The organism is Flavobacterium fryxellicola (assembly GCF_900143245.1).
GTDB classification, from domain to species: Bacteria; Bacteroidota; Bacteroidia; order Flavobacteriales; family Flavobacteriaceae; genus Flavobacterium; species Flavobacterium fryxellicola.
Genome location: NZ_FRDK01000004.1, coordinates 1 through 25,363 on the forward strand (window position 1 = coordinate 1; position 25,363 = coordinate 25,363).

The 25,363-nt window shown below is 35.2% G+C and carries 15 protein-coding genes, 1 rRNA gene and 1 pseudogene; 5 read left to right on the forward strand and 12 right to left on the reverse strand.

The annotated features are described in order from the left end of the window. Together rrf and pafA are read left to right on the forward strand one after the other, a co-directional pair. A 5S ribosomal RNA gene (gene rrf / locus BUA03_RS07885) occupies positions 1-83 on the forward strand; the annotation flags it as partial. A 362-nt stretch (positions 84-445) separates the two neighbouring features. Next, complete coding sequence (gene pafA / locus BUA03_RS07890) at positions 446-2,062, forward strand: alkaline phosphatase PafA (protein WP_066081813.1); 1,617 nt, start codon at positions 446-448, stop codon at positions 2,060-2,062. 552 nt (positions 2,063-2,614) lie between these two features. Here pafA and BUA03_RS07895 read toward each other — a convergent pair. From BUA03_RS07895 to gltB, 4 genes and pseudogenes are all read right to left on the reverse strand, one after another. Next, positions 2,615-2,962, reverse strand: a pseudogene (locus BUA03_RS07895) (alkaline phosphatase); the annotation flags it as partial. A gap of 775 nt (positions 2,963-3,737) precedes the next feature. Continuing rightward, a complete protein-coding gene (gene lysA, locus BUA03_RS07905) occupies positions 3,738-4,958 on the reverse strand; it encodes a diaminopimelate decarboxylase (protein ID WP_066081807.1) in 1,221 nt (406 codons plus the stop codon). Between the two features lie 171 nt (positions 4,959-5,129). Beyond that, positions 5,130-6,584, reverse strand: coding sequence for a glutamate synthase subunit beta (locus tag BUA03_RS07910; protein WP_066081804.1), 1,455 nt, complete (start codon positions 6,582-6,584; stop codon positions 5,130-5,132). A gap of 2 nt (positions 6,585-6,586) precedes the next feature. Next, positions 6,587-11,104, reverse strand: a complete 4,518-nt coding sequence (gltB, locus tag BUA03_RS07915) for a glutamate synthase large subunit (protein WP_066081803.1) — start codon at positions 11,102-11,104, stop codon at positions 6,587-6,589. A 427-nt stretch (positions 11,105-11,531) separates the two neighbouring features. Here gltB and sucC point away from each other — a divergent pair, with 427 nt between their 5' ends. Together sucC and BUA03_RS07925 are read left to right on the forward strand one after the other, a co-directional pair. After that, positions 11,532-12,725 (forward strand): ADP-forming succinate--CoA ligase subunit beta, encoded by a 1,194-nt coding sequence (sucC, locus tag BUA03_RS07920; protein ID WP_066081801.1) that lies wholly within the window; start codon positions 11,532-11,534, stop codon positions 12,723-12,725. 222 nt (positions 12,726-12,947) lie between these two features. Beyond that, the gene (locus tag BUA03_RS07925) at positions 12,948-14,513 is read left to right on the forward strand and encodes a protein adenylyltransferase SelO (protein WP_066081799.1); all 1,566 of its coding nucleotides are present in this window, start codon (positions 12,948-12,950) and stop codon (positions 14,511-14,513) included. 78 nt (positions 14,514-14,591) lie between these two features. Here BUA03_RS07925 and BUA03_RS07930 read toward each other — a convergent pair whose 3' ends face one another. The 6 genes from BUA03_RS07930 to BUA03_RS07955 all read right to left on the reverse strand — a co-directional run bounded on the left by BUA03_RS07930 (position 14,592) and on the right by BUA03_RS07955 (position 19,287). Beyond that, the gene (locus tag BUA03_RS07930) at positions 14,592-15,113 is read right to left on the reverse strand and encodes a hypothetical protein (protein ID WP_066081797.1); all 522 of its coding nucleotides are present in this window, start codon (positions 15,111-15,113) and stop codon (positions 14,592-14,594) included. An 82-nt stretch (positions 15,114-15,195) separates the two neighbouring features. After that, complete coding sequence (locus BUA03_RS07935; protein ID WP_066081795.1) at positions 15,196-15,852, reverse strand: NAD(P)H-binding protein; 657 nt, start codon at positions 15,850-15,852, stop codon at positions 15,196-15,198. A 2-nt stretch (positions 15,853-15,854) separates the two neighbouring features. Further along, a complete protein-coding gene (locus BUA03_RS07940) occupies positions 15,855-16,322 on the reverse strand; it encodes a DUF1456 family protein (protein ID WP_066081793.1) in 468 nt (155 codons plus the stop codon). 55 nt (positions 16,323-16,377) lie between these two features. Further along, on the reverse strand, positions 16,378-17,409 hold the full coding sequence (locus tag BUA03_RS07945; RefSeq protein ID WP_066081791.1) for an aminotransferase class I/II-fold pyridoxal phosphate-dependent enzyme: 1,032 nt from the start codon (positions 17,407-17,409) through the stop codon (positions 16,378-16,380). Positions 17,410-17,416: 7 nt separating this feature from the next. Continuing rightward, positions 17,417-18,427: a dipeptide epimerase gene (locus tag BUA03_RS07950; protein WP_066081789.1), complete on the reverse strand. Its 1,011-nt coding sequence runs from the start codon at positions 18,425-18,427 to the stop codon at positions 17,417-17,419. Positions 18,428-18,465: 38 nt separating this feature from the next. Beyond that, the gene (locus tag BUA03_RS07955; RefSeq protein WP_066081787.1) at positions 18,466-19,287 is read right to left on the reverse strand and encodes an alpha/beta hydrolase; all 822 of its coding nucleotides are present in this window, start codon (positions 19,285-19,287) and stop codon (positions 18,466-18,468) included. Positions 19,288-19,343: 56 nt separating this feature from the next. Here BUA03_RS07955 and BUA03_RS07960 point away from each other — a divergent pair, with 56 nt between their 5' ends. Further along, positions 19,344-19,745 carry an excinuclease ABC subunit B gene (locus tag BUA03_RS07960; RefSeq protein ID WP_066081785.1) on the forward strand — a complete coding sequence of 134 codons (402 nt, stop codon included), beginning with the start codon at positions 19,344-19,346 and terminating at the stop codon, positions 19,743-19,745. Here BUA03_RS07960 and uvrB read toward each other — a convergent pair. Together uvrB and BUA03_RS07970 are read right to left on the reverse strand one after the other, a co-directional pair. Then, positions 19,742-21,733, reverse strand: coding sequence for an excinuclease ABC subunit UvrB (gene uvrB / locus BUA03_RS07965; RefSeq protein WP_066081783.1), 1,992 nt, complete (start codon positions 21,731-21,733; stop codon positions 19,742-19,744). The genes BUA03_RS07960 and uvrB overlap by 4 nt on opposite strands. Positions 21,734-21,857: 124 nt before the next feature. Continuing rightward, entirely contained in the window at positions 21,858-25,271 is a 3,414-nt protein-coding gene (locus BUA03_RS07970; protein ID WP_245792583.1) for a TonB-dependent receptor, read from the reverse strand. Positions 25,272-25,363: the final 92 nt, after the last annotated feature.

Sequence of the window (25,363 nt, forward strand, 5' to 3'; positions counted from 1 at the left end):
CTCTTCCCATCCCGAACAGAGTAGTTAAGCCCGCCTGCGCAGATGGTACTGCAGTTATGTGGGAGAGTATGTCGTCGCCTTTCTTTAAAAACCCTTCATTTAGCGATGAAGGGTTTTTTGTTTTGTAGCTATGCCACGTGAATCGGATCAAGAACAAAACGGATCAAAAACAAAACGGATCAAGAACAAAAGGGGGATCAAGAACAAAACGGATCAAGAACAAAACGGATCAAGAACAAAACGGATCAATAACAAAACGGATCAAGAACAAAACGGATCAAGAACAAAACTTGTGGAGTAGACAAATAACTTAATTAATCTAAACATAGTTTCTTTAAGCAGGTTTGATGGGATTAAGAATTTATTAAGTTGGTTATCCTTAACGACGCCAGCGTAGTTTGTTCAATTTATATGTCGTATTTTTGTATAAATTTAAAAATATAATATGAGAAAGATAGTTTTGTTTTTTGCCCTTTTATTGGTATCCAATTTACAAGCGCAACAGCGGCCTAAATTAGTCGTGGGTATTGTGGTAGACCAAATGAAAATGGAGTATTTATATCGTTTTTCAAATGATTTTTCGGAAAATGGCTTTAAAAGGATAATGAAAGATGGATATACTTTTCACAATATGCATTATAATTATGTTCCAACGTATACTGCTCCTGGACATGCAAGTATTTATACTGGTACCACACCATCGACACACGGTATAGTAGGAAATGATTGGTTCAATAAAGCTACAGGTAAAAACATGTATTGTACTGATGATGCTTCTGTGAAGATCCTAGGTGATGGTACAGAAAACGAAGGGGCAATGTCGCCTAGAAACTTATTAAGCACGACTATTACTGATGAGTTGCGAATGGCAACTAATTTTAAAGGGAAGGTTATAGGCCTGAGCATCAAAGATCGTGGAGCAATACTGCCTGCAGGTCATTTTGCCAATTGGGCATTTTGGTATAGCAAAACTGGTTCTTTTATTTCAAGTACTTTTTACGGTTCAACATTGCCGAACTGGGTTGCTGATTTCAACCAGGAAAAAAGATACATGAATTATATTAACAAAGGTTGGAGCTTGTTAAAACCTGTAGCCACTTACAATGAAAGTCTCCGCGATGATAATCCTTATGAAGGGAAATTAGATAAAGCTAGTGCTCCCGTCTTTCCTTACGATTTAAGTAAAATGTATAAAGAAAAAGGTGCTGACATTTTGCGAACTACTCCTTTTGGTAATGATATTCTAGCAGAATTAGCTATGAAAGCTATAGAAAAAGAAGCGCTAGGAAAAGATGATAACACTGATTTTTTAGCGGTTAGTTTTTCTTCGACAGATTATATAGGGCATACTTTTGGGCCTCGTTCGATGGAATTACAGGACACTTATTTGCGTTTAGATCAAACTTTAGAGCAGTTTTTAAATTATTTAGACAAAACGGTGGGAAAGGATAATTACTTGCTGTTTCTTACGGCTGACCACGCTGGTGCTGAAAATCCTAATTACTTAAGGGACAACAAATATAATGTCAAAAATATCCCGTCTAAAGATATTGTTGAATCCTTAAAGAAATTTTCAAACGAAGCTTTTGGGATAGATGTTTTATTGAATTATTCTAATTTTAATCTTTTTTTTAATAAAAGTATTTTAAAACAAAAAGGACTAGAATTAGCAAAAGTGAAACAGAGTTTCAAAGACTTTTTAATGACGCAGGAACAAGTTAAAAGAGTATATAGTGAGGAAGATATTTTAGCTTCTTCAGGAGATGATTATTTTTTAAGTTTTATATCAAAAGGATATGATCCGAAACAAAATGGTGATTTAGTTATACTCGATAAGGCGGGTTACATGGAATATCAGGCTACTGGAACTACACATGGGTCTCCAAATAGTTATGATACTCATGTTCCATTACTTTTTTATGGTTGGCATGTGCCAAATGGAGAATTGCACTCGAAAAAATATATTACTCAAATTGCGCCTACACTTTCTCAAATGTTAAAAATTCCGTTTTCGAATGGAACCGAATCTGAAGTTTTAGAAACTCTATTAGATAAGAAGTAAATTTTAAGATAGATTTTTATTAAAGTAAAACAGAAAACTCCTATCTAGCATAAGACAGGAGTTTTTAAGTATATTAGTTTGATTTTGGAATTTATTTTCCAAGTCAGTGGGTTCTAACATAGGGTAATGCAGTTCACTATTTTTTATAAAGGTTTTAATAATTCGCTTCCAGGGCCAAACATGCCTAATATGCTGTAATTAGCGGAATGATCCATGCTAATCCATGTACTGTTATTGTATTTCTTTTGTTTGTGAGCCAGTACTTCAAAAGGCAAATGTTTCGCATTGTAAAGGCCTTCCTCTAGCTTAATATTTGATTAAAAAATCTAAATTTCCTTAGCCTCATCTTCTTTTAGAGCCATTTTATTGGCATATTCATTCGTTCAATTACTTCTGATCCTGAGGTTTCTTAGCCAATTGCATTTTAAATCTACTCATTTGTTTATTTGAAATTTTGACTGCTATCAAAATTATCATTAGCCTTTTTTCCATAGATTTTTCCCGGATTGACGTTGCCATGAACCGAAGTGCTAATAACCATGGTATTTGATCTTATTCAGCAAAATCAATTGTAATTTTTACCTCTTTGTCACGAGCAAGTTGATCATATAGTAGGCCTGTAATATCATTTACATGGGCGACATAATGTACTTTACTACTTTTGACCTGAAGTACAAAAATATTTGGCTTATCTTTCATTTTATCAATGAAACGTATAGTTATCTCTGCTAAATTGGGAATTGATCCAGTCAATTCTTTACTGTTTTCTCTGTCTTTTGAATAGGGAAGGCCATCATTATAAAACACGCCAAGTATCGGTTTGCTATTATCACAGGCTAGCATGTCACTTCTATTTTTAACAACAGAAAATCCTTTTTTAGAAAATTCTTGATACATAGCGCGTTTATCCTCCGATTTTCAACTGGAAATTAGTTAGTTCCGTCGCCCATCATGGTATAAATTTTAAATCTAGATGCATTATAGGAATAGTGTCTCGACTATTTTTATTTTTGTAAAAAATGAAAAATATAGCTGGCGTGGGATGTTTGATAAGAACAGTAGTGATACAGCCTGTTATTTTTCCAGTTTTTTTGAAATTCTTGCTAAATTGGTAGGTATTTTTCCACGCTTTCGCCAACATTTAAGGACTCATTTTTTACACGAAAACTACTTCCTCAAGATGAACTTGCTGCTGCAGAATCTGTGACAATTGACGAAGAAGAATCCATGTCCATCCAGTAACGAGTTACTCCTTTTTTTATATAATTGAATCTAATTGCTGCCTTTCCCCGTTTTTTTATTCAGAGAGATATAAGCCATATCTAGCGTTCTAGTACTCATTCCATTACTTAGTACTAAAATGATATTCTTTGCTTTTTTAGTCTTTTTTAAAGTATCAAAATCAAGTTATTTTGCATCTCCTTCAAAAGGATTTACTAGTGTTGCATCGATTGTAAATAGGGCACCGCTTTTAATAAATCTGTGGCTGTTCATTGTTTATAAATTTTTTATGCGGATTATAAATGTAAGTAAAATACTTCATTACAATTAGTAAGAAATGCTTATTTTTTGCTTAATTATATATTTAGATTCTTTCCATTTTTTTTCATAAAAAATGCCCCAAATAGTGTCTAACTTTTTGGGGCATATTCAGTGCGAATGGGATTTTATGTTTTTATACTGTTGTTGCTGCTATTGGTAACGGAATTTGATTTTTAAGTATATCTTCAAAGGTTTCATGAGCTCGGATTAAATGTCCTTTTCCGTTCATCCATAAGACTTCGGCTGGTTTGTATCTGGAGTTGTAATTCGATGCCATAGAGAAGCAATAGGCTCCTGCATTCCTAAAAGATAAAATATCGCCTTCTTTTATTTCAGTTATTCTTCTATTATTTGCAAAAGTATCTGTCTCGCATATATACCCCACTACGGAGTAAAAACGTTCTTTTCCTTTTGGATGTGAAATGTTTTCAATATGATGTTGAGATCCGTAAAACATGGGTCTAATCAAATGATTGAAACCACTGTCTATGCCAGCAAAAACAGTTGATGTAGTTTGTTTAACCACATTAACTTTTGCTAAAAAGTAACCTGCTTCACTTACTAAAAATTTCCCTGGTTCGAATATTAAAGTTAATTCTTTTCCGTATTCTGTACAAAAGGCATTGAACCTTTTGGATAGTTTTTTGCCTAATTCTTCAATATTCGTTTCGATGTCGTCCTTTTTGTATGGTACTTTAAATCCACTTCCAAAGTCTAAGAATTCTAGATTTTTAAAGTTTTTAGCAGCGTCAAATAAAATTTCAGCAGCATATAAAAATACTTCGATATCTAAAATATCAGAACCCGTGTGCATGTGGATTCCCACAATATTCATCTTCGTGTTTTCTACAATACGAACTAAATGGGGCAATTGGTGCACTGAAATACCAAATTTACTATCGATATGACCGACAGATATATTTGCGTTTCCTCCAGCCATTACATGAGGGTTTATTCGAATACAAACTGGAACGTTTGGATATTTTGTTCCAAATTGTTCTAATATAGACAAGTTGTCAATATTGATTTGAACTCCCATCGCATTTACTTCTTCGATTTCTTCTAAAGAAACTCCGTTTGGGGTATAAAATATTTTATCTGGTTCATACCCTGCGTGAAGCCCTAACAGTACTTCCTGGATGGATACGGTATCCAGTCCTGAGCCCATTTCTTTAAGTAATTGTAGTATGGCAACATTTGACAATGCTTTCATAGCATAATTAATACGCAACTTATTTACTTTAGAAAAAGCTTTTGATAATCTATTGTATTGAGATTGTATTTTTTCGGCATCGTAAACGTATAATGGACTGCCAAATTGTTCTGCTAATTGTAATAAGTCTTTTGATTGCATGATTAGTAATTTTGTGCAAATTTATTATTCTTTATTTAGTTCTACAAGTTAAAGAATGAATTCTAACAAATTCTAACAAAAAGTTATAAATTAAACATTTATTTAGATTAAAAAATAAATAACCCTTGGTAAATATTTATTTTAGCAAGGGTTATAAAATGGTATTCAGAACTATAGGTTGGGTAGGTCACCATTTCCCTTTGTTGGCAAATTGGTATAACCCATTAAATATTTGTCTACTTCTCTGGCAGCCTCACGACCTTCTGATATAGCCCATACGATTAGAGATTGTCCTCTTCTCATATCTCCTGCAGTAAAAATATGAGGAACATTTGTTTGATAATTAGTAGCTTTATAATTGCTTCTGAGGTCTATTTCTAATCCTAATTGATCGCTCAATGTTTTCTCTGGACCTGTAAATCCAAGGGCCAATAAAGCTAAATCGCACGGCCATATTTTTTCAGAACCTTCTTTTTCTACTAATTCTGGTCTATGTCCTTGCGTCATTTTCCAAGCAACTTCAACGGTTTTCAATCCTATAAGTTCTCCTTTTTCATTTGAAATGAATTCTTTGGTATTGATTAACCAGTTTCTATTGCAACCTTCTTCATGTGATGAAGATGTTTTTAGTTGTAAAGGCCAAAATGGCCAAGGAGTAGTTTCACTTCTTCCAACTGGTGGCTTTGGTAAAATCTCAAAATTAGTTACTGATTTGGCTCCATGTCTGTTGGACGTACCTACACAATCAGATCCCGTATCTCCGCCACCTATAACAATCACATCTTTTCCAGTAGCCATTATTTGATTCGGAATCGCCTCTCCATACAAAGACTTGGTTTGTTGCGTTAAGAAAGTCATCGCTTGAACTACTCCTTTACTTTCAATCCCATTAGTAGGTAAACTTCTTCTTTCTGTTGAGCCACCGCATAATACAATAGAATCAAAAGTGTTTAATTCTTCAATATTATAGTTTACGCCTACATTTACACTAGTTTTAAAAGTGATTCCTTCCGCTTTTAAAACAGCAACACGTCTGTCGATAATCCCTTTTTCTAATTTGAAATTTGGAATTCCATAACGTAATAATCCACCAATGGCATTGTCTCTTTCAAAAACGGTTACGGTGTGTCCAGCACGATTTAATTGTTGTGCAGCCGCTAAGCCAGCAGGTCCGGATCCTATTACGGCAACTGTTTTTCCTGTTCTAACTTCAGGTGGTTGTGGTTTTATCCAACCTTCGGAAAAGCCTCTTTCGATAATATTTTTTTCAATATTTTCAATGGCTACCGGCTCGCTTATAATTCCTAAAACACATGATTTCTCGCATGGTGCAGGGCATAAACGACCTGTAAATTCAGGGAAATTGTTTGTTGATTGCAAAATTTCTAATGCACTTTGCCATTCTTCCTGATGCACCATGTCATTAAAATCAGGAATTAAATTTCCTAATGGACAGGCGCTATGGCAAAACGGAATTCCGCAATCCATGCATCTGGAGCCTTGTTCTTTAATTTTATCTTTGGTCAATGCAACAGTGAATTCGCTGTAATTAGATACTCTTTCTTCTACAACTATATTACTTTCGTCCGTTCTATTGTATTCTTTAAATCCTCCTATCTTTCCCATAACTATAATGCTAGTAGTTCTTCAATTTGTTTTTCTTCTGCCAATCTTTGTAATGCTTTTTTGTAATCGGTAGGCATGACTTTGACAAAATTCCTGTGTTGGTTTTCCCAATCCTCTAAAATTCTTTTCGCCAAAGGACTGTTTGTGTACATGGAATGATTTTTTATGAGACGTCTAACGTTTTTAAAGTCATCCTCTTCCAATGGTTCAAGTGCCACCATTTCCATATTACATAAAGTGGCATCGAATTTTTTATTTGGATCAAAAACATACGCAATACCACCGCTCATTCCTGCCGCAAAATTCCTGCCTGTTTTTCCTAAAACGACAACAGTTCCTCCAGTCATGTATTCGCATCCGTGGTCTCCAATTCCTTCTACAACGGCTATTGCTCCAGAATTTCTTACGCAAAAGCGTTCTCCGGCCATACCGTTTATATAAGCTTCACCAGTAATGGCGCCATAAAGAGCAACATTACCGATAATGATATTTTCTTCTGGTTTGAAAGTAGCAGCAGGTGGGACTTTGATAATTAATTTAGCTCCGGAAAGTCCTTTTCCTAAATAATCATTGCAGTTTCCATTGATTTTGAAAGACAGGCCATTCGTTGCAAAAGCACCAAAGCTTTGTCCTGCAGAACCTTCAAAATCGACTAAAATAGTATCCTCAGGTAAGCCTTGTGCGCCATATATTTTTGAAATCTCATTACTCAATATCGCACCAACGGAACGATCTGTATTTTTGATGTTAAAACTTACCCTAGTTTTTTCTTTTCTATAAATAGAAGGAATTGCTGCTTTTATGATATCAAAATCAAGTACATGTTCTAAGGCATGGTCTTGCGTTCTTGTGTTGTGATTGGGAACTTCTTTCGCTTTTTCGGGCTTGTATAAAATGGTGGATAAATCCAATCCACTTGCTTTATAATGCTTGATGGCTTTATTGACATTTAATTTTTGAGATTGTCCTACCATTTCTTTTAGTGTTCTGAATCCTAACTGTGCCATGATTTCTCTTAGTTCCTCTGCGATAAAATACATGAAGTTTATGATGTGCTCTGGCGTCCCTTTGAAATTTTTTCTCAATTCAGGATCTTGCGTAGCAATACCTACAGGACACGTATTCAAGTGACATGCTCTCATCATGATACAACCTGATGCAACTAGCGGTGCTGTTGCAAAACCAAATTCTTCAGCTCCAAGTAAAGCTGCGATAGCAACATCACGACCTGTTTTCAATTGCCCATCACATTCTAATACAACACGACTTCGTAAATCATTTAGGATTAATGTTTGTTGTGCTTCGGCTAAACCAAGTTCCCAAGGAATTCCGGTATGCTGAAGAGAAGTTAAAGGTGCGGCTCCAGTTCCCCCATCGTATCCAGAGATCAAAATCACATCAGCTTTTGCTTTAGCAACACCAGCTGCAATTGTTCCAACACCTACTTCAGAAACCAATTTGACATTTATTCTGGCTTCACGATTCGCATTTTTTAGATCAAAAATTAATTGAGACAAATCCTCAATAGAGTAAATATCGTGGTGCGGTGGTGGTGAAATTAATCCCACATAAGGTGTTGAATTTCGCACTTCAGCTATCCAAGGCACTACTTTTTCGCCTGGCAGTTGTCCACCTTCTCCTGGTTTTGCACCTTGAGCCATTTTTATTTGAATCTCTTTAGCATTAGTCAAATAGTTGATGGAAACTCCAAATCTTCCTGAAGCGACTTGCTTAATGGCACTATTTCTAGAATCTCCATTTAAGTCTTTTTGGAAACGTTTTGGATCTTCTCCACCTTCACCAGAGTTGCTTTTTCCACCAATTCGGTTCATGGCAATCGCCAGATTTTCGTGCGCCTCCTGGCTGATTGACCCATATGACATGGCGCCAGTTTTAAATTTTTTTACAATTTCAGTCCAAGGTTCTACTTCCTCAATTGAAATGGGATCTAAGTTGTTGAATTCAAATAAACCTCTAATAGTCATTAAGTTTTCACTTTGATCATTGACCATTTGAGCATATTCCTTATAACTTTCAGGGCTGTTTAAACGCACGGCTTGTTGTAACTTTGCGATCGTGGTTGGGTTAAACATGTGTTTTTCACCAGATCTTCTCCATCTGTAAATTCCTCCGATTTCTAATGGTAGTAAACTGCTAACTTTTGAATTTGGAAAAGCCTTTTGGTACCTTTTTTTGACTTCCTTTTCAATCTCCATAAGTCCAATGCCTTCAATTCTGGACGGAGTATAAGGGAAATATTTAGAAGTGAATGTTTTGTTTAAACCTAAAATTTCAAAAATTTGTGCCGCTCGATACGAATGTAAAGTAGAGATGCCAATTTTATTCATGATTTTCAGAATCCCTTTTGCAATTGCTTTGTTATAGTTTTTAATTGCATAGTCCGCTTTTATTCCTGTTATAAAACCTTCGTTTACTTGGTTGTGAATAATTTCGTTTACCATGTAGGGATTGATAGCACTAGCGCCATATCCAAATAATAAGGCGAAATGATGTGGTTCACGAGGCTCAGCGGATTCTATAATGATTCCGAATTTAGAACGAGATTTTAAAATATTCATAGAGTGATGAATATAAGAACAGGCCAAAAGCATTGGTATTGGAGCCATTTTTTCACTTACTCCTCTATCAGAAATGATAACAATATTACATCCTTCTGAAACTGCCTTAAAAGTGGCTTGAACTGCTCTCTCCAAAGCACGTTCTAATCCGTTTACTCCTTTTTCGATATCATATAAAGTAGAGATTGTTACTGACTTGAAGTCAACATGGTCAATGTTTTTGACTTTATCTAAATCCTCATTTGAAATCACTGGATTTTGGATTTTTAATTTTTTACAATGTTTAGGAACAATATCAAAAATATTATAATCGCCACCAATTGCCAGACTAATATCTGTAATAATTTCTTCACGTATACCGTCTAATGGCGGATTGGTTACTTGGGCAAATAATTGCTTAAAGTAATTGTATAAAAGTTGGGGTTGATCAGATAAAACGGCAAGAGGTGTGTCATTACCCATAGAACTTAATGCTTCTGCACCTTTCGTCCCCATTGGGTTTATGATTGTTTTTAAATCTTCCAATGTGTATCCAAAAAGTCTCTGTCTTGTTTGAAAATCAATGTTTTCTACAGGAATTGGATTGTCAGTGTAAGCTATTTGAGCTAATTGTACTAAATTTTCATCCAGCCACTGTTTGTAAGGACGTTTAGTTACAATCGCGTTTTTGATCTCCTCATCCTCAATTATCCTTCCTTCGTTCATATCAACCAAAAACATTTTTCCGGGCTCTAAACGACCGTGTTGTATCACATCCTCTGGCTTGATGTCCAGTACACCAATCTCAGAGGACATAATTACAAAACCACTTTTAGTCAATGTGTAACGGGAGGGACGCAAACCATTTCTATCTAATAAAGCACCAATAACATTACCATCTGTAAAAGGAATAGAAGCAGGGCCATCCCAAGGTTCCATGATGCAAGCATTGTATTCGTAAAATGCTTTTTTATCATCAGACATCGTTTGGTGTTTCTCCCAAGCTTCAGGAACGACCATCATCATGGCTTCAGGCAAGGAACGCCCTGTCATCAATAATAGTTCAATAACCATATCCATAGAAGCGGAATCTGATTTTCCTTTTAAAATTATTGGGAATAATTTTTTGATATCGTCACCAAATACATCACTTTTCATCAATTCTTCACGAGCACGCATGCGGCTAATATTACCACGAAGGGTATTTATTTCGCCGTTGTGACACATGTAACGAAAAGGTTGCGCTAATTCCCAAGACGGAAATGTGTTAGTAGAAAAGCGCTGGTGAACCAAGGCTAATCTGGTTACCAAGTCATCATCTAATAAATCAATATAATACCTGCTAATGTCTTCCGGCATCAAAAGCCCTTTGTATATGATGGTCGTAGTCGAAAAGCTTGAAAAATAGAACATGTGACTTTCTGATATTCTTGAACTTATAATCGCGTGTTCTGCAATCTTCCTTGCCGCAAACATTTTAGCGTTAAATTGTTGCTCGGTAAGATCTGTTCCATTTTTACCTACAAATACTTGTTTCACAGTTGGTTCTTTCTCCCCTGCAATACGTCCTAAATTGGAGGCATCAACAGGAACGTCTCTCCATCCTATAATTTCTAGGTTTTGATCGCGTACTGCGGTTTCAAAAGAGGTTTTACAAAAAACGACTTGGTTCTTGCTTTTTGGCATAAAAACCATTCCTACTGCATATTCTTTAGCTTCAGGTATTTTAAAATCACAAACTTTTTTAAAAAAATCATGAGGAATATCAAATAATATTCCAGCGCCATCTCCAGTCCTTCCATCCGAACTTACAGCGCCACGGTGTTCTAGTTTTATTAAAATATCGAGTGCTTTGTGTATAATGTCATTCGACTTAATTCCATTTAAATTACAAATGAATCCTGCTCCGCAATTGTCGTGTTCAAATTCGGGCAAATAAAGGCCTTGTTCTTTAACTTTCATGCTTACTATTTTTTTTATACAAAAATAAAGATTTCATTGAATATAATTCAGTGTTTACCCGTTAACGATTCTATTTTTATAATAAAATTAGAAAAACGTTTCGTAAATGATAATAAAGTAATTTAAACAGATTGTAAACGACAAATCAATAATTACCATTTTTTTTAATGTAAGAAATAGTGTTGTTACTTTGAAATTAAAGGGCTAAGCAAGAATAATTCAATCGATATAGTGTCTTTTTATTTTTAAAACGAAAATTATTTTCCTAATTAAAAATGGTTTAAAACCTAAAATTCAAATTTGAATTGCAAATTGGTTTTTATTATCAGTTTTAAATATAAAAAGATTTCTCTATTAAGATGAATTTTGCTATTTTTGTGCCACTTTTATTCTGAAATACATTCAGAAGCCAGACAAATTCTATATTATGAACATACACGAATATCAAGGAAAAGAGATTTTAGCCAGCTACGGAGTTCGCATTCAACGCGGAATCGTTGCTAATAGCCCAGTTGAAGCGGTTGCTGCAGCAAAACAATTAACTACCGAAACGGGTACAAGTTGGTATGTAGTAAAAGCACAAGTTCACGCAGGTGGACGTGGAAAAGGCGGAGGAGTAAAGCTTGCCAAAAATTTACAACAAGTGGAAGAAATTGCAACACAAATTATCGGAATGCAATTGATTACGCCTCAAACATCTGCTGAAGGTAAAAAAGTGCACAAAGTTTTAATCGCAGAAGATGTTTATTATCCTGGCGAAAGTGAAACTTCTGAGTTTTATGTTTCTGTTTTATTAAATAGAGCGACAGGTCGCAACATGATTATGTATTCTACTGAAGGTGGAATGGATATTGAAGAAGTTGCGGAACACACACCACATTTAATTTTTACCGAAGAAATTGATCCTTCTGTTGGATTACAAGGTTTTCAAGCAAGAAGAATTGCTTTTAACTTAGGTCTTTCTGGAAATGCTTTCAAAGAAATGGTAAAATTTATCGATTCTTTATACAATGCTTATATTGGATCTGATGCTTCGATGTTTGAAATCAACCCGGTTTTGAAAACATCTGATAATAAAATTATGGCTGTAGATGCTAAAGTAAATATCGATGATAATGCTTTATACAGACAAAAGAAATATGCTGATATGCGTGACATTCGTGAGGAAAACCCAATCGAAGTGGAAGCAAAAGAAGTAGGGTTAAACTATGTAGATCTTGACGGTACTGTAGGATGTATGGTGAATGGAGCTGGTTTAGCAATGGCAACTATGGATTTAATCAAGTATGCAGGTTTTGAGCCTGCTAACTTCCTTGACGTAGGTGGAACAGCTGATGCAAAACGTGTTGAAACTGCTTTCCGTATTATCTTAAAAGATCCAAACGTAAAAGCAATTTTGATCAATATTTTTGGAGGAATCGTTCGTTGTGACCGTGTGGCACAAGGAGTTGTTGATGCTTACAAAAATATGGGTGATGCAATTAAAGTACCAATTATTGTTCGTTTACAAGGTACAAATGCAGCTATCGCAAAAGAATTAATTGATAATTCAGGAATGCCAATTTTATCTGCTGTTGAATTTCAGGAAGCAGCTGATCAAGTAAAAGCAGCACTTTCTTAATTAGAAAAAAGTTATATATTGAAAAACCTGTTCGCTTCGCTGAACAGGTTTTTTTTTGCATAGCACTTTTTTACAATTGAAAAAGAATTTTCTGATTTATAAGTAAAAGGGTTTTAGTTATAAAATAAAGTTATCGTAAAAAAATGATTATCGGCGTGGTATCGAATACCTTTGTAAAAAGCTAGACTTTATTATCTCTAGTATAAATAAATCAAATGCGATATGAAACTTCAGATACAAAATAAATTCACTACTGAATTACCTGCTGATCCTAGTGAAATCAATGAGCCTAGACAGGTCAAGCAAGCTTGCTACTCGTATGTATTGCCCAAAAAACCGTCAAATCCTTCTCTAATTCATGCCTCAGTTGATGTGGCAAATGCTATTGGTCTGTCTGATGAAGCGCTACTTTCAAGGGATTTTTTAAATGTTTTTTCAGGAAATTCAATTTATCCTGAAACGAAGCCATACGCGCTTTGTTATGCTGGACATCAATTTGGTAACTGGGCTGGTCAATTGGGAGATGGTCGTGCGATCAATCTTACTGAAGTAATTCATGAAAATAAGGAATACACATTACAATTAAAAGGTGCGGGGCCTACACCGTATTCCCGAACAGCAGATGGGTTTGCCGTTTTACGTTCTTCCGTTCGAGAATATTTATGTGCTGAAGCGATGCATTATTTAGGTGTTCCTACGACACGCTCGCTGTCGCTCATGCTTTCTGGCGACCAAGTGTTGCGCGATGTTTTGTACAATGGAAACCCAGCGTATGAAAAAGGCGCTATTGTCTGTAGAGTAGCACCATCCTTTATTCGTTTTGGAAGTTTTGAATTATTCGCTTCTCAAAAAGACTATGTAAATCTCAAATTGTTAGCTGATTTTACCATCAAAAATCATTTCCCTCATATAAAAGAAGAAGGAGTTGAAAAGTATTTGGCATTTTTTAAAGAAGTTACTCAAACTACATTAAAAATGATTGTTGAGTGGCAACGCGTTGGTTTTGTTCATGGCGTTATGAATACGGATAATATGTCCATCCACGGAATCACCATTGATTATGGGCCTTATGGTTGGTTGGAAGATTATAATCCCAGCTGGACGCCCAATACAACAGACAATCAGCATAAAAGATACCGTTTTGGTAACCAACCTGAAATTGCACTGTGGAATTTGTATCAATTAGCGAATGCTTTGTATCCTTTGATAAACGATGCAAAACCACTCGAAGCTATTTTAGAGGCTTATAGTACAAATTATGAAAAGGAATATTTGACTATGATGCAAAACAAACTCGGTTTCCAAATCAAAAAAGAACAAGATATAGTTGTGATTCAGAGTTTGACCCTATTGTTGGAAAGAGTAGAAACAGACATGACAATTTTCTTCAGAAACCTGAGTAATGTTACCAAAGCAGATTCAGCAGCAACAGCTTTCGATTTGATAAAAGACGCTTTCTACAACGAAAAGGACTTGGATGAAACTATCCTAGCAGATTGGTACACTTGGTTTGAAAATTATAGTATTCGAATAAATGAAGAAATAGTTTCGGATTCCGAACGAAATGAACAAATGAATACAGTAAACCCCAAATATGTCTTGCGAAATTACATGGCGCAATTGTGTATCGATGAGGCAGATAAAGGAGATTATTCTTTGTTAAAAGAATTGTATGAAATGCTTAAAAATCCGTATGACGAGCAACCCAATGTTCAAAAATGGTTCGCCAAAAGACCGGATTGGGCCAGAGACAAGGTCGGGTGTTCGATGTTAAGTTGTAGTTCTTAAAATTGTATTTGGAACCGGAACAGATAAATTTTGACTACAACTAGCTTACAATTAGTTGTAGTTGATTTTCAGTGATTGCTACTTGATGCCAATTGATTCGTAGCCTCTTAATAAAATCTTGTTTTTATTGTCTAAATTTTCTTTGGTTTTTCCCAAGATGTTTATAATATCAAATTTAGTGTCGCTTTTTCTGAAATTATAAAGTTCACTTGAATTGGTAACTTCAACCGTTAAAATATAGTGGCGGTCTAATTTGAAAGTAGCACTATTCTCCTTCATAAATTCTCCATTTATCATATAGATGACATCGCTTTTTTTTATGTCGGTATATTCAGATTTGATTTGATCTAAACTTATAAAGTCATATTTGGTTGGATTCTTGGAAGTGATATGAATTTGTCCAGCATAGCTTTTGCCATTTATTCTAACGTTTTTCTTGTCAACATGTACAGATTCAATTTCTTCCGCTGGTATGTATTTAATTGTATTTTTTGGTACTAAGTTTGAATCTAGAAACATGACTGCTTCCTCTTTTTCACTATTCTGACCAAAAATCAAAGTAGTGATGAGTAGTAGTGCTGCAGTTAGGAGTTTTTTCATTACGGATTCAGTTTATTATGCTATCGTAAAGCTAAGATACAAAAAAATCCTGTTCATGGTGAACAGGATTTATGATGTCAATTTAATTTGCAATTTCTTGAATCGCATCCGATTCATATATTTTAAAACCTTTAGTATTTGTTTGGGCAATTTTTAAAAGTGCTTTGGCTACGGTTTTACTTTCAATGGGTTTGTATTTTTTTATGTTTCCAAGGAATAAAAAAGAAAATGTTTTCATGAAAAATGCACCGAGTTTTTCTCCTAATCTAAATTCGGTTCGATTTCCTAAAAGAAGGGATGGTTGCAAGATTGAAACACTTTCGAAATCACAATTTTTAAGAAAATTTTCAATTTCGCCTTTAGTTTTTAAATAAAAATTACTCGAATTTTCATCAGCTCCTAGGGATGAAATAAGCAGGAATTGATTGACCTTGTGTTGCAATGCAAATGCGGCGAACTGTTTTGGATATTCAAAGTCTACTTTTCTGAAAGCATTTTTACTTCCCGCACTTTTGATAGTTGTGCCAATAGTACAAAAGAAATCATCGCCAACGACTACTTCTTTATACGTTTCTGGCTTATCGAAATCAATAATGTGCTGTGTTAATTTTTTATGCTTTATTCCAGTGTCTCTTTTTACGAAAGAGATCACTTTTATATAGTCATTACTGTCTAAAAGTAAATTCAATAGTTGTGACCCTATTAAACCGGTGCTTCCTATAATCAATGCCGTTTTCACGTTTATGATTTTTTATTTTTACCGAAGTTAAATTTTACTTTCTCCACTATCTGAACTTTTGAATTTCCTTTTGGATATTGTTTTTTAGAAGTGTTTTTTGCAGCGGGTCTCGATTTTGAAGGGGCTTCATCACCTCTTGACTTTTCTTCGTCTCTTGGTTTTGCTTTAAATTCAGGTCGGTCTTTAGATCCTTCTTTAGCCGGGATTTGCGCTTTGTGCTTGGCTAAAACATCATTTGGGTTTTTTGGATTTTCTTTCGTTCCACGCAAGTGAATTACTAATGCATTTAGGAAATTACGCAACACTTGGTCACCACATTCCATATAATTTTCATGTTTTTCATCACGAAAAAAAGCACCCAATTCTGATTTAGTGATTCTAAAATCTACCAATTCTAATATTTCAACTATTTGATCGTCGCGAAGCATTAAAGCCACACGAAGTTTTTTAAAGATATCGTTGTTAGTCATCATTTTTATTTTTTACAAAGGTACGGTTAAAAAGCAATTACCCTACAATTTTAATTTAGAATTGGTTTTGGTTCAGAATAGAAATTATGGCATCCAAATCTTCTTTTTTATGGTTGGCAGTAATCACAATTCTATTCAATTCCTTCTCGCCTGCAGTGTATTTAAAAGTAGTGATAATGATTTTATTCGAATGTAAAACGGCATTAATTCCCTTCATTCTAGGGTAAATTAGCGGATAGTCTGGAGCAAAATGGATGGTTTTATTTTTAATCAAGTGCGTATTAATATAGTCTAAATTGTCCTTTAATTTTTGATGCTGTTGTAAATAGATTCCTGCTGCATCAGTCATGGTTTGGCTGAACGCGGCATTCATTCCAGCACTAGATACAAAAGTATCCTGAGTTTTTATTTGATTGATAAAATTAGAATCACTGGCAATAACGCCTCCTGTTAAACCAAAAGCTTTACCCAAAGAGGCGATCATAACTTTCCTTTTAATAGTAGGAAGGTTAATAGTGGAGAAAATTCCGCAACCGTTTGTTCCCAAAATCCCGAGTGAATGTGATTCATCAACAACCAAAGTGATTTCTTTAGTGTTTGAGATCAAATTTAGAGTGGAAAGATCGATTGGTTTAACTTGAAAAGAGGGTACCGAATCAGTTAGAATCGTGATTTTTTCCTTTACATGATCCAGCAAGCGAGGATTTAATTTTTCTCCAATGTAAAAAGGAAGACTATTATTTGTCTTTAAAGCAGTATGTGTATCTGGAAAATGAAAAAAACAATTGGTTTCAGATGTTACTGCTTCAACAACTAATTTTCCCGCAAGCATGCCTGAAGAAACCGTTAGCGCAGCGTCTGCTTTAATGAAATCTGCTAAAAAACGTTCTCCCTCTTCGTACGCCGTAAGTTGGATATTGGCACTTCTCGAACTTCCATACGCTGTTCCCCATCGCAGAATGTTTTTGATGAGCAGTTTTTGAAATGCGGAATGCGTTGGTAAACCCAAATAAGCCGTTCCGCCAAAATAGAGGTATTCTTCGTTATTAATCTCAATGGTACGATCCGGAAATTGGTTGACTTCCATTTTTAAATTAAATTAAAGTTACACCGGTTCCGTTGCGATCAGAATAGGTTATTTTACCAAAATCTAGTGTTATGCCGGTAGCAATATCTTCTGCCAAAAGGAGTGCGCCGTCCATGTCTACAAAGTCTAATTGTGGCAATAAATGGGCAATTGCGGATATCCCTACCGTAGATTCTGCCATGCAACCTACCATAGTTTTCAAACCTAATTTTTTAGCTTCTTCAATCATTCGTCTTCCAGGGGTTAGTCCACCACATTTTACTAATTTGACATTTACACCATGGAAGTGATATTGACACTTTGCAACATCTTCTTCTATAATGCAACTTTCATCAGCTATTATTGGTAAGACCGAATGTTTGAAAACTTCCTTGTGTCCTTCCCAATTGTCAGCTTTTAGAGGTTGTTCCAAAAATTCCACACCCAATTTTTTTAATTCAATAGCATTATTTATGGTTTCTTCTACAGTCCAACCACAATTAGCATCAATTCTAAAAACCGCATTGGTGTGCTTTCGAAGTGCTGCGACAATGGCAAGATCTTCTTTGGTGCCCAATTTTATTTTATAAATCGGCCAAGGAAGTTCCTTCATTTTAGCGACCATTTTTTCGATAGAAGCAATTCCGATCGTGTAATCTGTCAATGGATTTTTATCAATGGAATAATCCCATAATTCATATAACTTTTTTCCTTTTTTACGTGCATACAAATCATTATAAGCCATGTCCAAAGCGCATAATGCAAACATATCGTGCTGTAAATAGGGATGAATCATTGCCCAAAATTCTTCTGGAGTTTCATTTTTGGTAGCTTCAATTAGAGTACGAATTTTTTCTAAATGTATCATCATCATTGGAACTGTCGTCTTGTAATACGGATTAGAAGTTGCCTCGCCAAAACCGGAAAACCCATCGCTCTTTAATTCCACAATCAAAGAGGGTTGAAAGTCTATTGACTCTCTCGAAATCGTGAAGGTGTGCTTTAATTTGAGGTTATATTCTCTTAGGATTAATTCCATTTTGCAAATGATTTTAGTAATTAATGTATCAATATTATTTAGAAGCCGAGCCATAAAAGGGCCTTTACAAAACCATCGCGCCACAGTTTTTCGTTGTGCTGTCCGCCTTTTACAATTTTTTTCTCATTCAAATTTAGGCAGTAGCATCTGTTTGAATTTAATAAATTTTCCATTTTGTTTACATCAGAAACCATATCGTCACTTTCATTATCTCCAAATAGAAAATAGATTTTTGCCTTTATCTTTTTCGATTCCTCGGTTAGTTTGTAGATGTCTTTAGTGAACCAAAAAGAAGGCGAGAAAACTCCTGCTTTGCCGAATACTTTTGGGTATTTTAAAATTGCATAAAAAGAATTCAAACCTCCTAAGGAACTTCCCATTATTATAGTATGTTTTTTGTCCGCTTTGGTCCTATACTTTTGGTCAATTAGTGGTTTTAATGTATTAACTATGAATGCTAAATAATCATCCGCTTTTCCTCCACCATATTTTTCATTTTTGAAAGGCGTTAATTCATCCATTCGTTTGTCGTTTCCATGCTCAATTCCTATCACAATTACGGGAGCACTTAGACTATCGAGTTTTTCGTCTATATTCCATTCTCCACTATATGATGTTTTAGTGTCAAATAAATTTTGCGCATCATGCATATAAAGTACAGAATAGTTCTTTTTAGAATTCACATAATTTTTTGGTAAATACACCCAAATTTTTCTTGCTGTTTGAAATAGTGGTGCTTCAATTGTAAAAGTAGAAACTTGTTTTGAAGCGGTGCTGAGCAGAGGTAGTTTAGCTTCCTGCGCAGTAATTTTTGCTATCGTGAAAAATAAAAGTAGGAGCAGGAACAGTGGTCGAATCATTATTATGTTTTGTGTTTTGATTTAAAAACAATATTTTAGCTAAAAATAATAATTTGATGAATACATTTGAAGAAAAGAGGAGTTTACTTTTAGAAATGATTGCTTTTTCTACAGTTGACGGACATTTGCATAAAAGAGAATATGAATTTTTAGAAATTGTCGCCAAAGAATTGAGTTTAGATAGTACTGTTTTTAAAGATTTTTTTCATCAAGAATTACCTTTAATACCTATAAAAACTGAATTTCAACGGATACAACAATTTTATAGATTGGCTCTATTGATGTATTGTGATGGAATTTTACATAAAAAAGAAGCGATCGCAATTCAGCAAATTGCAATTGAGATGGGACTTAATCCACTAGCGACAAAGCGCATTCTTAAGTTGATGAATGAAGCGCCAAATGCAATTATTGATGCCGAAGTTTTATTGAATGTTTTTCAGGAGCAGCATAATTAGGCCAATTGGCCTTGTAATCTCTTGATGTCATCCCGCAATTTTGCTGCTTGCATAAAGTCTAAATCTTTTGCGGCTTTCTCCATTGATTTGCGTTTCTCTCTGATGATTTTCTCGATTTCCGGTTTGGACATATAGGTTGTTTCCGGTTCGGCAGCCGAGTTCAAAGTAAGTCCTAATTCATAATCTGCCAATGGATTTTTAGTAAAGGCGCTCTCGATTTTTTTGTTTAAAGCCATCGGAACCAAGTTGTTTTCTGTGTTGTGATTTATCTGTTTGGTTCTGCGATAATTGGTTTCATCAATAGTTTTTTGCATGCTATTGGTGATTTTATCCGCATACATAATTGCTTTTCCATTCAAATTTCTTGCGGCACGACCAATGGTTTGTGTAAGCGAACGGTGGCTGCGTAAAAAACCTTCTTTATCTGCATCTAATATGGCTACCAAAGAAACTTCTGGTAAATCCAATCCTTCACGAAGTAAATTAACACCTATTAAGACATCAAAAATTCCTTTTCGCAAATCTTGCATGATTTCTATTCGTTCCAATGTATCCACTTCCGAGTGAATGTAACGACACCGAATATTGACTTTTGTTAAATATTTAGCTAATTCTTCGGCCATTCTTTTGGTTAAAGTGGTCACTAAAACGCGTTCGTCTAGTTCTGCTCGAACTTGAATTTCTTCAATTAAATCATCAATTTGGTTTAAACTTGGTCGGATTTCAATAATTGGATCTAACAGGCCGGTTGGGCGAATTACCTGCTCTACAACTACACCTTCCGTTTTTTGCAACTCATAATCGGCTGGTGTTGCTGAAACGTAAATTACCTGATTTTGCATCGCCTCAAATTCCTCAAATTTCAACGGTCGATTGTCCATTGCAGCGGGTAGCCGGAAACCGTATTCAACCAAATTTTCTTTTCGGCTTCTATCTCCGCCATACATAGCGCTTACTTGCGATAGCGTTACGTGACTTTCATCCACCACCATTAAATAATCTTTAGGGAAATAATCTAATAAACAAAAAGGTCTAGTTCCTGGCAAACGTCCATCAAGATAACGGGAATAATTTTCGATACCGGAGCAATAACCCAATTCCCGAATCATTTCCAAATCAAAATTGGTGCGTTCTTCCAATCGTTTTGCTTCTAAAGGTTTTCCAATTTCCTTGAAATAATCAACTTGTTTTACTAAATCTTGTTGGATTTCCCAAATGGCGCCTTGCAGTACATCTGGTGATGTTACAAACATATTGGCGGGATAAATGGTTAGTTTATCAAATTTTTCAAGAACTTGAGAATTCTTTGTATCGAAACTTTCAATTTCCTCTATTTCATCACCAAAGAAATGAATTCGATACGCTTCATCAGCATAACTAGGATAAACATCTACCGTGTCGCCTTTTATCCTGAAACTTCCAGGATTGAAATCGGCTTCCGTTCGGGAATACAAACTTTGAACTAACTGATGCAGTAATTTGGTTCTCGAAATGATTTGTCCTTTTTCAATTGGTATTAAATTTTTCTGAAATTCTATAGGGTTTCCAATACCATACAAACAGGAAACCGATGCCACTACCAAAATGTCTCTACGTCCGGAGAGTAACGAAGCAGTGGTTGACATTCTCATTTTTTCCAGTTCTTCATTGATAGACAAATCCTTTTCAATAAAAACACCGGTTACAGGCATAAAAGCTTCGGGCTGGTAATAATCGTAATAGGAAACGAAATATTCCACGGCATTATTCGGAAAAAACTGTTTGAATTCGGAATACAGTTGTGCCGCCAAAGTTTTGTTGTGTGCTAAAACCAAAGTAGGTCTTTGCACTTCTTGAATGACATTAGCCACTGTAAATGTTTTCCCAGATCCAGTAACACCTAAAAGTGTTTGGAATTTATCGCCCTCAGTAATTCCCTGAACTAATTTTTCAATCGCTTGGGGTTGGTCGCCTTTGGGTTGGTAATCGGATACTACTTGGAAATTCATCTGTATTAAGGGGCAAAGTTTTACAGCAGCAAAGGTACAAAGTTTGGCTTCTTTTTTTCCAAAGTTTAAGCCAAAAAAAAACCATTCGCGCAGGCGAATGGTTTTTAGTTAAAAATGGCAAACTCTAGAAACTCAAGCTTAATCTAGCGAAAAGAAATCTTCCGTTCATGCCAAATTGAGAGGTGTTTCTTGAATATACAAATTGATTTGCATTTGATAAGTCAATTGTGGATGGTGCAGCTGTGTAATCAATAGCTCCGGATACTAATCTAGGTCTGATTGCAGTTTGTGAACCAAGATTTGCATCTGGATATATGTCAAAAACATTGTTAGCTCCAATTACAACTTTTGCAGCTCCAGTAATTTTGAAACCAATAGATAAATCAGTGATTATTTTTGCGCCCCATGTTGGATGCTCAATTTCGACTGCTTGACCATTTATTATTGCTCCTTCAACTCTTCCATCTCCATTTACATCAGCCGTATTAGGATCTGTAACCTGTCCAAAATAAACATTTCTTAAAAAGAAATCGAATTTTTTATAAGTAAAAGAGTTGGTTAAATTTCCTTTAACTCTAGGTATTGCTTCTTCTAAATAGATTCTGCTCATTTCAGAAAAATAACGGTTTATTTGACCATTGGCAATCAAAGTAGGTGATCCTTGTATAGCACCCACTTGTCTTGTTTGAGAAAAAGTAGTAGCTAAATCAGATTTGATTACTACAGCTCCTAAATTTAGTTTATGTGTTATAATGATATCAATTCCTTTAGACTCTGTACTAATAGCATTGGCAAAAAAAGTAGCCGCATTTGCTCCAGCTTGATCAAATTGTAATTGAAGCTCTCTTTGTGGTGTTCCCGTTGCAAACGTTCCCGATGGACGAGAAAATTGATCCGTCAAAGTCACTCTGTCATCTATTCTTACAATGTAAGCATCGGCAGTTAGAGTAATGTTTCCTTCTGGAATTTTAGCGGTAAAACCAATACTGGCACTTTTAGATTCTTCTTGTTTCAATTGTGGAATTCCAAGGGCTTTAGCTGCCGGGGAATCATTACTAAATGTACTAACTTCAAAAGGTACGCCACCAACAAATTGCGTAGCTGTAGCGTTAAAATTGATTTGGTGTAACGATGGGGCACGGAAACCTGTTGAAACGGCACCACGCAAATTAATGTTGTCTGTTAGTTTATAACGACTGGCAACTTTAAAATTAGTAGTGTTTCCAAAATCTGAATAGTTTTCAAAACGAACAGCTCCGTTCAATAACCATTTTTCTGTAACATCATATTCAAGATCTCCATAAATAGCGGCACTGTTCCGTCCTTTATCAACTGCGTTTGCAGGTCTGAAACCTGGAAATACTTGCGAACCATTTCCTCTAATAGATCCAAAGAAATCGGTAACGATAAGATTAGCGGGTGTAACTCCTGGTAAAGCAACATTACCGTTTATATCATATAAATTATATGATTCTGGCTGTCCAGCATTAATGCTATATTTTTCATTTCTGTATTCAGCTCCGAAAGCAACATTTAAAGCACCAAATTTTTGATTCATGTCAAAATTGGTTGTGTTTTGGCTAAATGCTAATCCACCTGCATCAAAAGTAGTTGGGGAATTTTCTCTCATGGAAGAATTGACGGTGTTCTCAACACCATAATCAAAACTGTTTCTACCAAAAGTATTACTTAAGTCAAAATTCCAATTACCAAAAATGGTACCTCGCAATCCTGCTGCTGCTGAAATATCGTTAATTGTCGAATGAATTTCAGGTAAAAAACCATTTGGATACAAGCCGGTGTAAGATCTAGATTGATTTGGTCTTCTGTAAAATCCAGCAGCTTCACCAGTTCTATGGCTATTCCCTCCAAAAGCATACAATTCTAATTTATCAGTTAAGGGATAGGCAGCATTTACAAAGAATTGCGAACTTTGAAGTGATGATTGACCTACTCTCATATTAAAATCATTTCTTACTAAGCTTCTTGCAGCTAATTCGTTAGCAGTTACGTCAGCTCCTAACAAAGTTCTCATTCCCGCTAAATTTCCTGAAGACGCGGCGGTTTGAATAGCTGCTTTTGTAGTCGCATCAAAATAATTTACTTGTTGCGCATACGTATTAATTGTATTCAGTAAACCGTTATAAAAACCAGGAGTAGTGTTTAACGTATTCGCATATAAACTATTGATATTGATACCTGCTATTCTAGCTCTTTCTTCAACAGCATTATATCGGTTGAATAAATTTCCAGTTACTTCTCTGGCGCGACTTGTTTGACCTCTCAATTGAGCGCTTGCAGTAACATTGATAAAGCTTTTTTCTTTCCCTAGGTTTGTGCCATAGTTTAAGTCAATTTGAATGTTGTTTCCATCATTTCCACCGGTATGGTCGTTTGCATTTTTAGAAAAATGACTTCCTCCAAAAAGGTTTATTTCCAATTTTTTAGTATCTTTTTTCATGTTGATGTTGATCACACCAGCAATAGCATCTGAGCCATATTGAGCTGAAGCTCCATCTCTTAATACTTCAATTTTTTCGATAGCAAAAGCAGGAATGGAATTCAAGTCGGTACCCACAGCTCCTCTACCAGGTGATCCATTGATGTTTACCAAAGAGGATGTATGACGTCGTTTTCCATTTAATAAAACTAAAACTTGGTCTGGTCCTAAACCTCTTAATTGCGCTGGGTCAATGTGATCGGTTCCATCAGCTACAGTAGTTGTATTCGATGTAAATGATGGCGCAACCATATTTAAAATTTGATTCAAATTCGTTTGAGCACCTTGTGAGGCAATCTCTTTCATAGAAATCACATCAATAGGTACTGCAGATTCAGTAACTGTTCTAGTTGGATTTCGGGATCCAATTACGACAACATCTTGCAGTGTTTCGCCGCTTCTCATTAAAGTAACATTCAATTTAGTGCCAGTTACCGTAACCGATTTAGTTTCTAATCCCACATAAGAAAATTGTAAGATATCTCCAATTTCAGCACTGATACTATAGGTTCCATCAATATCTGTTGTAGTTCCTTTTGTAGTTCCTTTAACAATAATTGTAACGCCAGGTAACGATTCTCCTTTTTCATCAACAACGCGGCCTTTGATAATTTCGGCTATTGCATTTTGATTTAAATCAGAGAAAAATTCTCCGGTACTTCCTGCGTTGGCAATTCCTTCTTTTTGTAGAATAATCTGATTGCTGACTTCAATATAATTCATTTTAAGCGGTTTCAAAATACGGGTTAGTACACTTGATAATGCTTCATTAGTAGCATAAACACTCACTTTTTGATTTAATTGTGTCATTCTTGAATTGTACGAAAACTTGACATGGGCTAGTTTTTCAAGTTTCGTTAATGCAGTGTCTAAGTTTAAATCAGTTACAGTTATGGTAACCTTTGTGTCCAGTTTTTTTTGACCTCTGATATTATTCGCTATCGTAACACTTGAAAAGACAAATGCTAAAACAAATTGAAATAGGGTTATTTTCATGATTCGAATAAATAGTCGTTGTTTGAAGACAGTTTTTTTCATAATTTTGGTTTGTTGTTTTAATATTCGTTAGTTTGGTTATTGGGAGAACATACCAATTGCTCTTTACAGAGAGTGAATTGATTTTATTCAAA